The organism is Thalassospiraceae bacterium LMO-JJ14 (genome assembly GCA_021555105.2).
Taxonomy (GTDB): domain Bacteria; phylum Pseudomonadota; class Alphaproteobacteria; order Rhodospirillales; family Casp-alpha2; genus UBA4479.
In genome coordinates this window covers 3,252,248-3,266,812 of sequence record CP134604.1, presented here as the reverse complement: position 1 = coordinate 3,266,812, position 14,565 = coordinate 3,252,248, and the positions used below count along the sequence as shown (strand labels likewise).

Here is a 14,565-nt window from a genome sequence, read left to right as displayed (position 1 = left end):
GCCACCGCGCAAGAGCAAGAACCGCAAAGAGGTGCGTCCAAAAAAAACATGCGGCGACAAAACGGCCGCTGTCCTTGAGAAACCGCACTCGGTGCGTAAAATTGGTGCGCCGTCAAATATCTGATATATGACATGCGGGGAGACACTGGGGACCACGGGCGATGAACGGTAAAAAATTCAGGAAATGGCGCAAAACCCGCAAGCTGTCGCAAAAGAAAGCGGCGGAAATGCTGGGCCTCAAACCGCGCATGATTCAGTACTACGAAAAGGGCGAGCGCGACGGCAAGAGCGTGCAGATCCCGAAATCGGTACGCCTCGCCTGTTTCGCGCTGGATGCCGGCATACTCGATTACGACGGCGAAGTGGCGAAGAAAGACTGAGCGGCCCGCAATCCCCCCGCAATCCCCCCGCAATCCCCCCGCAATCCCCCCGCAATCCCAATGGGACGCGTCTCGAAGGATGCGGCAGACTAGCGGCGCTCAGTGTACGCGCTGAATGCAGAAATCGATGAGATCGACGAGGGCGCGTTTTTCCGGGCAATCCCTGAAAATACCGAGGGCGTCGCGGGCAATGGCGCCGTAGTGCCGGGCGCGGTCGACACTGTCGGAAAGGGCCGCGTGCTTTTCCATCAACTCAATGGCCCGTTCCAGATCGCCGTCCGACTGCTCCAGGTCTTCCAGGCAGCGCCGCCAGAACGTGCGCTCTTCCTCGCTGCCGCGGCGAAAGGCGAGGATAACCGGCAGCGTGATCTTGCCTTCGCGGAAATCGTCGCCAACGGTTTTGCCGAGTTTCGCCTGTTCGGCGCGGTAATCGAGCACGTCGTCGATCAGCTGAAAGACGATGCCGAGGTTCATGCCGAAAGATTCCAGCGCGTCCTCTTCGACCTTCGGGCGTTCGGCGACAACGGCGCCGATACGGCACGCGGCGGCGAACAGTTGCGCGGTCTTTGATTTGATGACTTCCAGATACTGGCTCTCGCCGGTTTCGGTATCGTTGGTGGTCAGAAGCTGCAGGACCTCACCTTCGGCGATCACCGACGAGGCGCGGCTGAGGATGCCGAGAACCTTGAGCGAGCCGTCCTCGACCATCAACTCGAACGAGCGCGAGAACAGGAAGTCGCCGACCAGCACGCTGGCCTTGTTGCCGAAGATGGCGTTGGCCGACTGCATGCCACGGCGAAGTTCGCTTTCGTCGACGACATCGTCATGCAAAAGCGTCGCGGTGTGAATGAATTCGACACAGGTCGCCAGCGTCACATGACGTGTGCCGCCCGAATAGCCGCACAACTCGGCGGATGCCAGCGTCAGCATCGGCCTGAGCCGTTTGCCGCCGGCGGCAACGATATGCGATGCCAGTTGCGGAATCAGCGCAACCGGGCTCTGCATGCGTTTGACGATCTCTTCGTTGACCGCTTTCAGGTCATCGGCGATCAGCGCGTGCAACTCATCGAGTGATGGACGCTTGTCGCGCTCTCCGTCCAGGCTTACGACGACACCCACGTTTTTATCCCCAATCGTTTATCAACGTTTTTTTGGCTGAACTTGTCCGCCCAGGGCCATTCTGGTTGAAAGCATAAGGACCGCGTTTACAGTGGGCAAGATATACAGCGTAACAGGCTATTTTTATGCGTGAAGTCGCCCGCTCCAACGATCCGGTGTTTTTGTCGTATCTGCAGGCCGAACTGGCGGCCGACGGGATCGAGGCGCTGGTGCTGGACGCCTTTGCCTCGTCTGTCCTGCAGCCGATGAACATGACGGCGCTACAGCGGGTCATGGTGCCCGACGCGGATTACTGGGCCGCCTGGGCGGTGGTCGAGGAAGCCGAAGACCGCGTCAGCGAGGATAGCATCCTCGGTGGCCGGATGGTGCTGTTGCAGCCGAAATCGGGTTTCCGCGCCGCCATCGACCCGATCCTGCTGGCCGCCTCGGTGCCGGCCGCCGCCAAGGACCAGATACTCGATTGCGGCACCGGGACCGGGGCGGCGGCGTTCGCGCTGGCGGCGCGCGTCCACGATGCGTCGATTACCGGAATCGACGTGCAACCCGACCTGATCGCGCTGGCCACCCGTGCGGCGCAAAGAAACGCCAGCGAAGAGCGGACCCGCTTTCAGGTTATCGATATCGCCGACCCGCCGGCATCGTTCGAGCGCCAGATGTTCGATCATGTGATGTCGAACCCGCCGTTTCTGGATGCCCGCCAGGGGCAGACGCCTGCCGATTCGGCGCGTGCCCTGGCGACGGTGGAAAGTACGGCGGACCTCTCGGCATGGCTCGGCTTCATGGCCGGCAGGCTGCGCGACGGCGGCACGCTGAGCATGATCCACCGCCGCGAGCGGATCGATGAAATCATCGCGGCGTTCGCCGGGCGGTTCGGCGATATCAAATGCCTGGAGCTGGTGCCCGTCGATGACGGACGCCCGGTCAAACGCGCCATTATTCAGGCCAGTAAAGGCGCGCAGGCGGCGCGCATGACGACGGGCCGGATTGTCCTGCACAAGGCCGATGGCAGTTTTACCGATGCGGCGCAGCAGGTGTTGCGGGATGCAAAAGCGCTGCACATCTCCTAAGCTGTAGCGCAAGGAGCACACGACATGGAATTTATCACCGAGACCGTTCTGCCGAAAATCCGCGAATGGGCGACAGGCGACAAGCCGCCCGTTGTTCCCGTGGTGCCGTTATCGGGCGTCATCGGACGCATGGGCCCGATGCGCAAGGGCCTGACGCTGGAAAGTGTCGCGGAAATCCTCGAACGCGCCTTCAAGATCAAGCATGCCGATGCGGTGGCGCTGGTCATCAACTCGCCCGGCGGCTCGCCGGTGCAGTCCGCGCTGATTGCCAAACGCATCCGCCAGTTGGCGGTGGAACACGACAAGAAAGTGTTCGCGTTCTGCGAGGATGTGGCGGCGTCGGGCGGATACTGGCTTGCCTGTGCCGCGGACGAGATCGTCGTCGTCGACAATTCCATCATCGGTTCGATCGGTGTGATTTCGTCGAGCATGGGCTTTGTCGAGGCGATCAAGAAGATCGGCGTCGAGCGGCGCCTGCATACGGCCGGCGACAACAAGTCGTTCATGGATCCGTTCCTGCCGGAAAAGAAAGCCGACGTGACCCGGCTCAAGGAAATCCAGGGCGACATGCACGAAAGCTTCAAGGGATACGTGCGCGAGCGCCGGGGCGACAAACTGAAGGACGACGCGAAACTGTTTTCCGGCGCGTTCTGGACCGGGCGGCGTGCCGTCGACCTGGGCCTCGCCGACGCGCTCGGCGATATTCGCCAGACATTGCGCGAGCGCTATGGCGAACGTGTCAAAATGCCGGTCTTCAAGCAGCAGAAATCCTGGCTGTCGCGGCGCTTTGGCGCGCACGGGCAAGCGGATGCCGGGATCTGGGTCGACGGCCTGATCGGCGCCGTGGAAGAACGGATGATCTGGGACCGCTACCGGCTTTAGGCAAGATGATGAAGGCGAATATTGCAATCCGTCAGGCGCGCGAAGACGTAGGCGAGGTGCTGACCGGCCTTTCCATGCGCTCGAAACAATCGAACGGCTATGACGATGCCTTCATGGCGGCGTGCCGGGACGAACTGACGGTGAACGCCGAGAGCCTGCGGGAAAGTGAATTCTGGGTCGCCGACGACGATGGGGTTTGCGGCTGTGCCTCGTTGACGGTCGAGCCGGATGGCCGCACCGGTGTCGTGCATTCCTTTTGCGTGGAACCGGATTTGCGCGGGTCCGGTATCGGAAAGTTGCTGTGGGGTAAATTGCATGAACGCGCTGAAGCCCTGGCACTTGAAAGCCTGCATCTGGATGCCGATCCGAATGCCGAACCTTTTACCGAAGCCTGGGTTTCGTTAAAGTCGGCGAAGCCCCCTCCGGCTCAATTCCCGGGCGGTTTATTCCGCATATGAAACTCAATCTGAAAGACGCGTCGACATGATGATCTTCAAAAACCCGAATATGCACGCAGCTCCCGACCGCGGGGAAATCGATGCGCACTATCGCGCCGACGAAACGGAATGCGTCGAACGGCTGTTAAACGACCTCGAGCTGGGTGGCGATGCGCTCGGCGATATCGAAAGCTATGCGCACAAACTGGTGCAGGCGGTCCGCGACAAGACCGTGCACAAGGGCGGCATCGACGCGTTTTTGCATGAATACGGCTTGTCGACGCAGGAAGGCGTGCTGCTGATGTGCGTCGCCGAAGCGCTTTTGCGCGTGCCCGACGACGACACCCGCGAAGACCTGATCCGCGACAAGCTCGGCTCGGCGGACTGGAAAAAACATCTGGGCGCGTCGTCGTCGTTGTTCGTCAACGCGTCCACATGGGCTTTGATGATGACCGGTCAGGTCGTCAACATGCACGGCTACAAGGGGCGCTCGCCCGACGCCGCGATCCGCCGGCTGGTGGCCAGGCTGGGTGAGCCGGTGGTGCGTGAAAGCGTCAATCAGGCGATGCGCGTGATGGGCAAACAGTTCGTCATGGGCCGCACCATCGACGAGGCGCTGGAGCGCGCGCGCGACTGGGAAGCACGCGGCTACAGTTATTCGTATGACATGCTGGGCGAGGCGGCGCGCACGATGGACGACGCCAAGCGCTATTTTCAGGCTTACAAGACGGCAATCCGCAAGATCGGCGAGACCGCGAACGGGCGCGGGCCGTACAAGGGACCGGGTATTTCCGTAAAGCTGTCGGCGCTGCACCCCAGATACGAGCTGGCCCAGATCGGCCGTGTCATGGACGAACTGGTGCCACGGCTACGCGCGCTGTGTCTCGATGCCGCGAAGTACGACATCGGTCTGAATATCGATGCCGAGGAAGCCGACCGGCTCGATCTGTCGCTGGACTGTTTCGAGGCGATTTCCGGCGATCCGGAACTGAAGGATTGGCAGGGTTTCGGCGTCGTCGTGCAGGCGTATCAGAAACGCGCGCCGTTCGTGCTCGACTATTTGGCCGACATGGGCAAGCGCCACGGGCGGCGTTTCATGGTGCGTCTCGTCAAGGGCGCGTACTGGGATATGGAGATCAAGCGCGCGCAGGAACTGGGGCTCAAGGGCTATCCGGTCTTTACCCGCAAGGCCAACACCGATGTTTCCTATCTGGCCTGTGCGAAGAAACTGTTCGCCAACACCGATGCCTTTTATCCGCAACTGGCGACGCACAACGCACATTCCATTTCGGCGGTGCTGAACTTCGCCGGCAACAATCGCGATTTCGAGTTCCAGCGCCTGCACGGCATGGGTGAGGAGCTTTATGAACAGGCCATCGAAGGCGACAAGGTCGGCACCGGCTGCCGTATCTACGCGCCGGTCGGTCAGCACGAAGACCTTTTGGCATATCTGGTCCGGCGCTTGCTGGAGAACGGCGCCAACTCGTCGTTCGTCAACCGTGTGCAGGATGCGGAAACGCCGATTGCCGAGATCATCGCCGATCCGATCGCACAAGTCCGGGGCTATGCCCACAAGCCGCATCCGCGCATTCCGATGCCGCGCGATATCTATGGCGCCGGGCGCGAAAACGCCCGGGGCATGGACCTGACCGACCGCGCGGTTCTCAGGGACCTTGCGGTCGAGATGCCGAAAGTTCTCGACACCGAGTGGAAAGCCGGGCCCATCGTCGACGGGACAGAAAGCGCGGGCGAACAGTCGCGCGATGTCGTCTCGCCGCAGAATTTCGACCGGCGCATCGGCACCGCATCCGAAGCGACCGACGCTGATATCGACAAGGCGATTGCCGCCGCCGCCAAGGCCGCCCCGGCATGGGCCGCGCGCACCGCCGATGAACGGGCGCTTTGCCTGGAACGTGCTGCGGACCTGATGGAAGAGGACATGGCCCGGCTGATGGCGCTGTGTACGCTCGAAGCCGGCAAGACGGTCCTCGACGGGGTCGCCGAGATACGCGAAGCCGTGGATTTCTGCCGTTATTACGCGAACCGCGCGCGCGACGATCTGGGCGGCGGTGTCCGCCTGCGGGCGCCGGATACGGACGCCGCGATGATCGATATGAAGGGCGGGCGGGTGTTTACCTGCATCAGCCCGTGGAATTTCCCGTTCGCGATTTTCTGCGGTCAGGTCACGGCGGCGTTGGCGGCGGGCAATGCGGTGCTGGCCAAGCCTGCCGAACAGACCCCGGTGATCGCCGCCGAAGCGGTGAAAATTCTGCACAAGGCCGGTATCCCCGGTGACGTTCTGCATCTTTTGCCGGGCGACGGCGCGCGTGTCGGCGCGGCGCTGGTCCGCGACGAACGGGTTGGCGGCGTGTGCTTCACCGGCTCGACCGAGGTTGCGCGCCTGATCAACCGCACGCTGGCGGCACGCTCCGGGACCATGCCGCCGCTGATCGCCGAGACCGGCGGGCAGAATGCGATGATCGTCGATTCGACGGCGCTGCCGGAACAGGTGACGCGCGACGTCATGATGTCGTCGTTCCAGAGCGCCGGGCAGCGTTGTTCGGCGCTGCGCGTGATGTTCGTGCAGGACGACGTCGCGGATCGCACCATCGACATGATTGCCGGCGCGATGGAGGAACTGAACGTTTCCGATCCGGCCTATATTTCCACCGATGTCGGCCCGGTCATCGACGCCGAGGCGCGCGACATGCTGAACGGCCACATCAAGCGGATGCTGGGCGAGGGCAATGAAATCATGCGCACGAAGCTGGGCGCGGGCACCGAGCATGGCTGCTTCGTCACCCCGGCGGCGTTCGAGATCGACAGCCTGAGCCAGCTTCAGCGCGAGGTCTTCGGCCCGGTCCTGCACGTGGTCCGCTTCAAGTCGGGCAAGATGGACAAGGTGGTGGAGGCCATCAACGCCACCGGTTACGGCCTGACCATGGGCATCCACACGCGCATCGACGACAACTGGCGGCGCGTCTATGCCGCGGCCAAGGTCGGCAACACCTATGTGAACCGCAACCAGATCGGCGCCATCGTCGGCGTGCAGCCGTTCGGCGGGCAGGGCCTGTCCGGCACCGGCCCCAAGGCCGGCGGGCCGGATTACCTGCACCGCTTCGTTTCGGAAACCGGTGCGGCGGGGGATGCGCCCGCATGGGTCGAGGTTGCGCTGGACGATGCCTGTATCGCGCGCGCCCAGTTGGGCAAGCTGCCCGGCGCGCCCCTGTGGGCGGAAACGGTGGAGCACCGCTGCGACATCATCGAGGACGCGGCGGAAGCGCTGGAACAGGGCGCCATGAAGCAATTGGCCGCGGACGAGGCGTCACGGGCGGCTTCGTATCTGCGCGCCTATGCGGCACATGTCGACGCCAGCTTCGCCGAAGCGGCGACGCTGCCCGGTCCGACCGGGGAAAAGAACGAGCTGAGCCTGACACCGCGCGGCGCGGTGCTGTGTCTGGCATCCGGCGGCGGCGGCAGCACCGGTGCATTGATCGCCCAGGCCGGGGCGGCGCTGGCGGCGGGCAACAGTGCGATCCTTTGGCATGCCGAGGCGGGCGTCGCCGAGGCGGTGTGCAAGCTGTTCTGCGATGCCGGTGTCGATAAAAAGGCCGTGACGGCGGTCGCGGCGGGCGGCGATGCATCGCTTGGAGATCTCGTTTCGGTGGCCGGGATCGAGGCCGTGGCCGTTGCCGGGCCGGTGCCGATGATGTCGGCGATCAACGCGGTTCTTGCCGCTTCCGACGCCGCGATCCGTCCGGTGATTGCGTTCCGCGAGGACCCGGCCGGCGATATCGGCGCCGGACAGCCGCTGGCGGGCAGCCCGCATTACCTGCACCGCTTCGTGCACGAACGTTCGCTGTCCATCGACACCACGGCGTCCGGCGGCAATGCGTCGCTGCTGTCGATCGGCGACGGCTCGTCGAGCCTGCCGGGCGAGGTGTGATAAAACACCCCCTCACCTAACCTCTCCCCCTTGAAGGGGGAGAGGGATAATTGAAATCGTGCGGGGATGCGAAAGTCCCTCTCCCCTGCGGCGCGGGGGAGAGGACAGGTGAGGGGGCTTGCCGGGAATAACTTGACCGCGAATCGCTCCGGCACGTAAAAGGGTGCATGTTCGGATTTTCCCTCCCCAAGCTGTTGTTGCTGGCGGCCATCATTTTTGCCGTGTGGCAGGGCTTCAAGTACCTGCAACGCCGTCAGGAAGTGCAGGACAAACGCCGCCACGAGAAGGTCCGCGAGGCGCGCCGCGAGACGCAGGGCAGCGCTGAACCTGTCGAGGACATGGTCCGTTGCGACGTCTGCGATGCCTTTGTCGCCAGCACGGGCGCCAGATCGTGCGGACGCAAGGATTGCCCGTATCCGGGGTAGATTTGCAGCCTTATGCTTCGAGACGCACACCGTGTGTGCTCCTCAGCATGAGGATTATTTCTTCACCTCATCCTGAGGAGAGCCGCAGGCTCGTCTCGAAGGATAAAATTACTGCCCCCTAATCCTTGATCACAGGCCCATCGGCCCGTATGTTGCGCTGCACCGAAACGGACCGAACACCCATCGATGGCGCACGCACCGAACAAAGAGACCTGCTTCCAGAATCTGATCCTGAAGCTGCAAGCTTACTGGGCCGGGCAGGGCTGCGTGATTCTCCAGCCGTTCGACATGGAAGTCGGTGCCGGCACCTTCCATCCGGCGACCACGTTGCGCGCGCTGGGCCGCCCCGACGACGTCTGGAATTGCGCCTATGTGCAGCCGTCACGGCGCCCGACCGACGGGCGTTACGGCGAAAACCCGAACCGTCTGCAGCACTATTACCAGTATCAGGTGCTGATGAAGCCGTCGCCGGCCGATCCGCAGAAGCTCTATCTCGAAAGTCTGCGCGTGCTCGGCATCGATCCCGACATGCACGACATCCGCTTTGTCGAGGACGACTGGGAAAGCCCGACGCTGGGCGCCTGGGGGCTGGGCTGGGAAGTCTGGTGCGACGGCATGGAAGTGACGCAGTTCACGTATTTCCAGCAGGTCGGCGGTTATGACTGCAATCCGGTGCCGGTCGAGCTGACGTATGGCCTCGAGCGCCTGGCGATGTACGTGCAGGGCGTCGAAAACGTCTACGATCTCGACTGGAACGGTCTTCCGAAGGATCAGGGCGGCAAGACCTATGGCGATGTGTTCCATCAGGCCGAGGTCGAGTATTCCACCTACAACTTCGAGCATGCGAATACCGAGATGGTGCGCAAGCACTTCGAGGACGCGGAAGCCGAATGCATGGCGGTGCTTGAAGCGGGCGGCCACGAAAAGCTGGTGTTGCCGGCGTACGATCAGTGCCTGAAGGCGTCGCACCTGTTCAACCTGCTCGATGCCCGGGGCGTCATTTCCGTCACTGAGCGCCAGAGCTACATCGGCCGCGTGCGCGCGCTGGCCAAGGGCTGCGCCGATGCCTGGATGGCGCAGAAGAACGCCGGGGAGGGGCAGTCATGACCGGCCCCCTCACCTGTCCTCTCCCCCGCTTCGCAGGGGAGAGGGACTCTCGCGGCAATGTTACGTTCCACTTATCCCTCTCCCCCTTTTGGGGGGAGAGGTTAGGTGAGGGGGTTCGTTATGCCTGAACTCCTGCTTGAAATCCTGTCCGAGGAAATCCCCGCCCGCATGCAGGCGCGCGCTGCGGACGATCTGAAGCGGCTGGTGACGGACGGCCTCAAGGCCGCCGGGCTCGACTTCCAGAGCGCCAATTCATACGTGACGCCGCGCCGTCTGGTGCTCGTCATCGATGGCCTGCCGGAAAAACAGCCGGACGTCTCCGAAGAAAAGCGCGGCCCGAACGTGAACGCGCCCGAGCAGGCGATTAACGGCTTCAAGGGCTCGCTGCCGGAAGGGGCCGTAATCGAGGAACGGGAAACGCCGAAGGGCACGTTCTTCTTCGCGCTGGTCGACACCAAGGGTGCGGCGACGGCGGATGTGCTGCCGGGGCTGCTGTCGAAAGCCATGAACGATCTGCCGTGGCCGAAATCGATGCGCTGGGCGACGTATTCCGGACGCTGGGTGCGGCCGGTGCATTCGATGATCTGTGTGTTTGGCGGCAATGAAATCGCGGCGACACTGGGCGAGGTGACGGCGTCGAATGCAACCGTCGGGCATCGTTTCCTGGCCCCTGACGCTTTCACGGTGACGGACTTCGCCGATTACAAAGCCAAGCTGCTTGCCGCCAAGGTCATGCTCGACCCCGCCGAGCGGCGCGCCAAGATCGAGGCCGACGCCAAGGCGCTGTGCGAAAAAGAAGGTCTCAGCCTGAAAGACGATCCGGGTCTGCTCGACGAAGTGACCGGCCTCGTCGAATGGCCGGTGGTGCTGATGGGGACCATCGACGATGCGTTCATGGAGTTGCCCGACGAGGTGCTGTCGACCTCCATGCGCTCGCACCAGAAATATTTCTCGACGCTGGGCAAGGATACTGGTTTAGCAAACCGGTTTATCGTCGTCGCCAACACGGAAACGAAAGACGGCGGCAAACAGGTCGTCGCCGGCAACGAGCGCGTGCTGCGCGCGCGGCTGTCCGACGCCAAGTTCTTCTGGGATCAGGACCGGGCGCAGACGCTGGAAAGCCGCGTCGATGCGCTCAGAGACCGGGTGTTTCACGCCAAGCTCGGCACTCTCAGGGGCAAAATAGATCGGATTAGTAAGTTATCGGCAGCCTTTAATTCTGTTCTTAAGTTGTCTCAAATATCCGCAATTTCTCAGGCTGCTGATCTAGTCAAGGCTGATCTCTCGACTGGCATGGTCGGTGAATTCCCCGAACTGCAAGGCTTGATGGGTAGATATTATGCGTTGCACGATGGTGTTGATGCTGAGGTGGCTGACGCCATTGCTGAGCATTATTCACCGCTGGGTCCCAACGATATCTGTCCGACAAAACCGCTCAGCGTATGTTTAGCGCTCGCCGACAAGATCGACACGCTGGTCGGCTTCTTCGCCATCGACGAAAAGCCGACCGGTTCGAAAGATCCCTATGCGCTGCGCCGCGCGGCACTCGGCGTGATCCGACTCATTATAGAAAATCAGCTTCGATTGCCACTCTCTGAGGCTTTCAAGACCAGCTATCAAGACGTTAAACGTTCGATTGAAGACGCGGTTGAACCAGGGACTGTCAGGTTCCCTATTGGTGAGAAAGAAACTCGGCCTGGAGGCGGGACGACGCAACTTATGCAAACGGTTCCGGTACTTGATGAGCAGACGGTATCGAACGACCTCCTCTCTTTCTTCGCCGACCGCCTGAAAGTGCACCTGCGCGATCAGGGCGTGCGGCACGACCTGATCGACGCCGTTTTCGCCCAAGGGAATGATGAGGGCGGCGAAGATGACCTTGTACGTCTGATCAATCGCGTCGAGGCGTTGCAGTCGTTCCTTGCGACCGAGGACGGCGAGAACCTTCTGACCGCCTACAGGCGCGCCGCCAACATCCTCCGCGCGGAAGAGAAGAAAGACGGTATCAGCTATAATGACGCGCCGGATGCATCGTTGCTTACGGACGACGCCGAGAAGGCGCTGGCCGACGCGCTCGCAGCCGCACAGCCGGCGATTGCCGCCGCGCTCGCGTCCGAGGATTTCGTCGCCGCCATGCAGGCGCTGGCCGGGTTGCGCAAGCCCGTCGATACATTCTTCGATGACGTGACGGTCAACGCCGACGATAAGGGGTTGCGCGCTAACCGGTTGAAGCTGTTGAACGGCATCCGTTCCGCCCTCGATGGGGTGGCGGACTTTTCGAAGATCGAAGGTAAGTAGAACAGATCGTCACCCCGGCGCAGGCCGGGGTCCATGACGACACGAACCGGGACGGATACGAGGATTATGGGTCCTGAATCAAGTTCAGGACGACGGATTAAGTTTTAACGAGGATAGATAATGACCAAGTGGGTATACGCATTCGGAGACGGGACTGCCGACGGCAGCGCCGATATGAAGAACCTGTTGGGGGGCAAGGGCGCCAACCTCGCCGAGATGTCCAATCTCGGTCTGCCGGTGCCGCCGGGCTTCACCATCTCGACCGAGCTCTGCACCCACTATTACGAACACGGAAAAACCTATCCCGAAGATCTCGAAGCGCAGACGCTTGAAGCCCTGGCAAATATCGAAAGCACACTCGAGCGCAGCTTCGGTTCCGTCGACAAGCCGCTGCTGGTTTCGGTGCGGTCCGGGGCGCGCGCCTCGATGCCGGGGATGATGGATACCGTCCTCAATCTCGGCCTCAACGACGAAACGGTCGAAGCGCTGGCCGCGGAAAGCGGCGATGCGCGCTTCGCCTATGACAGCTACCGCCGCTTCATCACCATGTATTCCGACGTCGTGCTCGGCGTCGATCACGGCGAGTTCGAGGAAATCCTCGACAACTACAAGGTCGACCGGGGTTATCGCCTCGATACCGACCTGACCGCCGACGACTGGAAGACGCTTGTGCCGATGTACAAGGAGCGCGTCGTCGAGGTTCTGGGCGAGCCGTTTCCGCAGGATGTGCATGCGCAGTTGTGGGGCGCCATCAGCGCCGTGTTCGGCTCGTGGATGAACCCGCGTGCCGAGACCTACCGCCGGCTGCACGACATCCCGGCAAGCTGGGGCACGGCGGTCAACGTGCAGGCCATGGTGTTCGGCAACATGGGCGAGGATTGCGCGACCGGGGTCTGCTTCTCGCGTAACCCGGCGACCGGTGAAAACGCCTTTTACGGCGAATACCTGATCAATGCGCAGGGCGAGGATGTGGTCGCGGGTATCCGCACGCCGCAGTCGCTGACCCTGGCCGAGCGTGAAACCTCGGGCTCCGACCTGCCGTCGATGGAAGAGGCGATGGGCGAGACCTTTGCCGAGCTGTGCGCGATCCGCGAACGTCTGGAAGCGCACTACAAAGACATGCAGGACATGGAATTCACCATCCAGCAGAACCGCTTGTGGATGCTGCAGACCCGGTCCGGTAAACGCACCGCGCGCGCCGCGCTGAAGATCGCCTGCGACATGGTCGACGAGGGCCTGATCTCCACCGAGGATGCCGTCAGGCGCATCGATCCGATGCAGCTCGACCAGCTTCTGCACCCGATGCTCGACCCGAACGCCGAAAAGGATGTCGTCGGTCGCGGTCTGCCGGCGTCGCCCGGTGCGGCAACGGGGGCCATCGTGTTCACCGCCGAGGACGCCGAAGCCTGGAAGGCCGAGGGCAAGGCGGTCATTCTGGTGCGCACGGAGACAAGTCCGGAAGACATCGGCGGCATGCACGCGGCCGAGGGGATTTTGACGACGCGGGGCGGCATGACGTCGCACGCCGCCGTTGTCGCGCGCGGCATGGGCCGTCCGTGTGTTTCGGGCGCCGGCGACATGCGCGTCGATGCGGTCAACAAGACGCTGACCTGCATGGGCCGCAGTTACGGCGAAGGCGACATCATCACGCTCGACGGCACCACCGGGCAGATCATGCAAGGCGCCGTCGAAATGATCCTGCCGGAACTGACCGGTGACTTCGGCAAGCTGATGGCGTGGGTCGACGACTTCCGCAAAATCGGCGTGCGCGCCAACGCCGAAACACCGCTGGACGCCGAAACCGCCGTCAAGTTCGGCGCCGAGGGCATCGGCCTTTCCAGGACCGAGCACATGTTCTTCGATCCCGAGCGTATCCTGCACATGCGCGAAATGATCATGTCGTCGACCGAGGAACAGCGCCGTGCCGCCCTCGACAAGCTGCTGCCGTACCAGCGTGACGATTTCGAAACCCTGTTCCGGATCATGGAAGGACGGCCGATCACGATCCGCCTGCTCGATCCGCCGTTGAACGAATTCCTGCCGCACTCCGAGGAAGAACTCGCCGACGTCGCCAAGGGCGTGGGGGTGTCGCTCAAGGACATCAAGATCCGCAAGAACCAGTTGGACGAAGCCAACCCGATGCTGGGTCATCGCGGCTGCCGGCTCGGGATTACCTATCCGGAAGTCTACGAGATGCAGGCCCGTGCCATTTTCGAAGCCGCGATCAAGGTTCTGGCCGACGGCATCGCCGTGGTGCCGGAAGTGATGATTCCGCTGGTCGGCATGAAAAGCGAGCTGGACGCCATGACCGATGTGGTCAATGCGGCGGCGAAAGCGGTGAAGGAAGAAACCGGCAAGGACTTCGATTACATGGTCGGCACCATGATCGAACTGCCGCGCGCCTGTCTGATGGCCGAAGAAATCGCCGAGACGGCGGAATTCTTCTCGTTCGGCACCAATGACCTGACGCAGACCACCTTCGGTTTCTCGCGCGATGACGCGGCACCGTTCCTCGACGTCTATAACCGCAATGGCATCATGGATAGCGATCCGTTCATGACCATCGACGTCGACGGCGTCGGCGAACTGGTCAAGATCGGCATCGAACGCGGCCGCAAGACCCGGCCCGACATCAAGCTCGGGATCTGCGGCGAACACGGCGGCGATCCGGCATCGGTGCATTTCTGCCATCAGGTCGGCCTGACCTATGTCTCGTGCTCGCCGTACCGCGTGCCGATCGCGCGTCTGGCGGCTGCCCAGGCGGCGCTGGCGGACGAGAACGGTTGAGGGTCATAAGCAAGCTCGTCACCCCGGCGTAGGCCGGGGGCCAGAATATGTTTGAACTGGATTCCGGCCTTCGCCGGAATGACGTGGATAAAGGATGCTGGCGATATGGCCTTGCCC

At 62.5% G+C, this 14,565-nt stretch carries 10 protein-coding genes; 9 read left to right on the top strand and 1 reads right to left on the bottom strand.

The genetic code is table 11. The features are described from left to right. The first annotated feature begins 161 nt into the window (after positions 1-161). A complete protein-coding gene (locus L2D14_15490; protein ID WNJ99261.1) occupies positions 162-380 on the top strand; it encodes a helix-turn-helix transcriptional regulator in 219 nt (72 codons plus the stop codon). A gap of 99 nt (positions 381-479) precedes the next feature. Here the strand turns inward: L2D14_15490 and L2D14_15485 are convergent, their stop codons facing one another. After that, positions 480-1,499 carry a polyprenyl synthetase family protein gene (locus L2D14_15485; GenBank protein ID WNJ99260.1) on the bottom strand — a complete coding sequence of 340 codons (1,020 nt, stop codon included), beginning with the start codon at positions 1,497-1,499 and terminating at the stop codon, positions 480-482. Positions 1,500-1,624: 125 nt separating this feature from the next. On the opposite strand from L2D14_15485, the gene L2D14_15480 reads away from it, so the two are divergent. The 8 genes from L2D14_15480 (at position 1,625) to ppdK (ending at position 14,448) form a co-directional block, all read left to right on the top strand. Next, the gene (locus L2D14_15480) at positions 1,625-2,566 is read left to right on the top strand and encodes a methyltransferase domain-containing protein (protein WNJ99259.1); all 942 of its coding nucleotides are present in this window, start codon (positions 1,625-1,627) and stop codon (positions 2,564-2,566) included. Between the two features lie 24 nt (positions 2,567-2,590). Beyond that, on the top strand, positions 2,591-3,448 hold the full coding sequence (locus L2D14_15475) for a S49 family peptidase (GenBank protein WNJ99258.1): 858 nt from the start codon (positions 2,591-2,593) through the stop codon (positions 3,446-3,448). Positions 3,449-3,456: 8 nt separating this feature from the next. Further along, complete coding sequence (locus L2D14_15470; protein ID WNJ99257.1) at positions 3,457-3,906, top strand: GNAT family N-acetyltransferase; 450 nt, start codon at positions 3,457-3,459, stop codon at positions 3,904-3,906. 25 nt (positions 3,907-3,931) lie between these two features. Beyond that, complete coding sequence (gene putA, locus L2D14_15465; GenBank protein ID WNJ99256.1) at positions 3,932-7,831, top strand: bifunctional proline dehydrogenase/L-glutamate gamma-semialdehyde dehydrogenase PutA; 3,900 nt, start codon at positions 3,932-3,934, stop codon at positions 7,829-7,831. A 167-nt stretch (positions 7,832-7,998) separates the two neighbouring features. Then, complete coding sequence (locus tag L2D14_15460) at positions 7,999-8,256, top strand: hypothetical protein (GenBank protein WNJ99255.1); 258 nt, start codon at positions 7,999-8,001, stop codon at positions 8,254-8,256. A gap of 186 nt (positions 8,257-8,442) precedes the next feature. Beyond that, a complete protein-coding gene (locus tag L2D14_15455; GenBank protein ID WNJ99254.1) occupies positions 8,443-9,363 on the top strand; it encodes a glycine--tRNA ligase subunit alpha in 921 nt (306 codons plus the stop codon). A gap of 120 nt (positions 9,364-9,483) precedes the next feature. Then, positions 9,484-11,661, top strand: a complete 2,178-nt coding sequence (glyS, locus tag L2D14_15450; GenBank protein WNJ99253.1) for a glycine--tRNA ligase subunit beta — start codon at positions 9,484-9,486, stop codon at positions 11,659-11,661. A 120-nt stretch (positions 11,662-11,781) separates the two neighbouring features. Beyond that, positions 11,782-14,448 (top strand): pyruvate, phosphate dikinase, encoded by a 2,667-nt coding sequence (ppdK, locus tag L2D14_15445; GenBank protein WNJ99252.1) that lies wholly within the window; start codon positions 11,782-11,784, stop codon positions 14,446-14,448. The last annotated feature ends 117 nt before the right edge of the window (positions 14,449-14,565 follow it).

What these genes read in the sequence shown, in the direction of transcription:
- L2D14_15490 (WNJ99261.1), top strand. Translation starts at nt 162, where the DNA reads ATGAACGGTAAAAAATTCAGGAAATGGCGCAAAACCCGCAAGCTGTCG.
- L2D14_15480 (WNJ99259.1), top strand. Translation starts at nt 1,625, where the DNA reads ATGCGTGAAGTCGCCCGCTCCAACGATCCGGTGTTTTTGTCGTATCTG.
- L2D14_15475 (WNJ99258.1), top strand. Translation starts at nt 2,591, where the DNA reads ATGGAATTTATCACCGAGACCGTTCTGCCGAAAATCCGCGAATGGGCG.
- L2D14_15470 (WNJ99257.1), top strand. Translation starts at nt 3,457, where the DNA reads ATGAAGGCGAATATTGCAATCCGTCAGGCGCGCGAAGACGTAGGCGAG.
- putA (WNJ99256.1), top strand. Translation starts at nt 3,932, where the DNA reads ATGATGATCTTCAAAAACCCGAATATGCACGCAGCTCCCGACCGCGGG.
- L2D14_15460 (WNJ99255.1), top strand. Translation starts at nt 7,999, where the DNA reads ATGTTCGGATTTTCCCTCCCCAAGCTGTTGTTGCTGGCGGCCATCATT.
- L2D14_15455 (WNJ99254.1), top strand. Translation starts at nt 8,443, where the DNA reads ATGGCGCACGCACCGAACAAAGAGACCTGCTTCCAGAATCTGATCCTG.
- glyS (WNJ99253.1), top strand. Translation starts at nt 9,484, where the DNA reads ATGCCTGAACTCCTGCTTGAAATCCTGTCCGAGGAAATCCCCGCCCGC.
- ppdK (WNJ99252.1), top strand. Translation starts at nt 11,782, where the DNA reads ATGACCAAGTGGGTATACGCATTCGGAGACGGGACTGCCGACGGCAGC.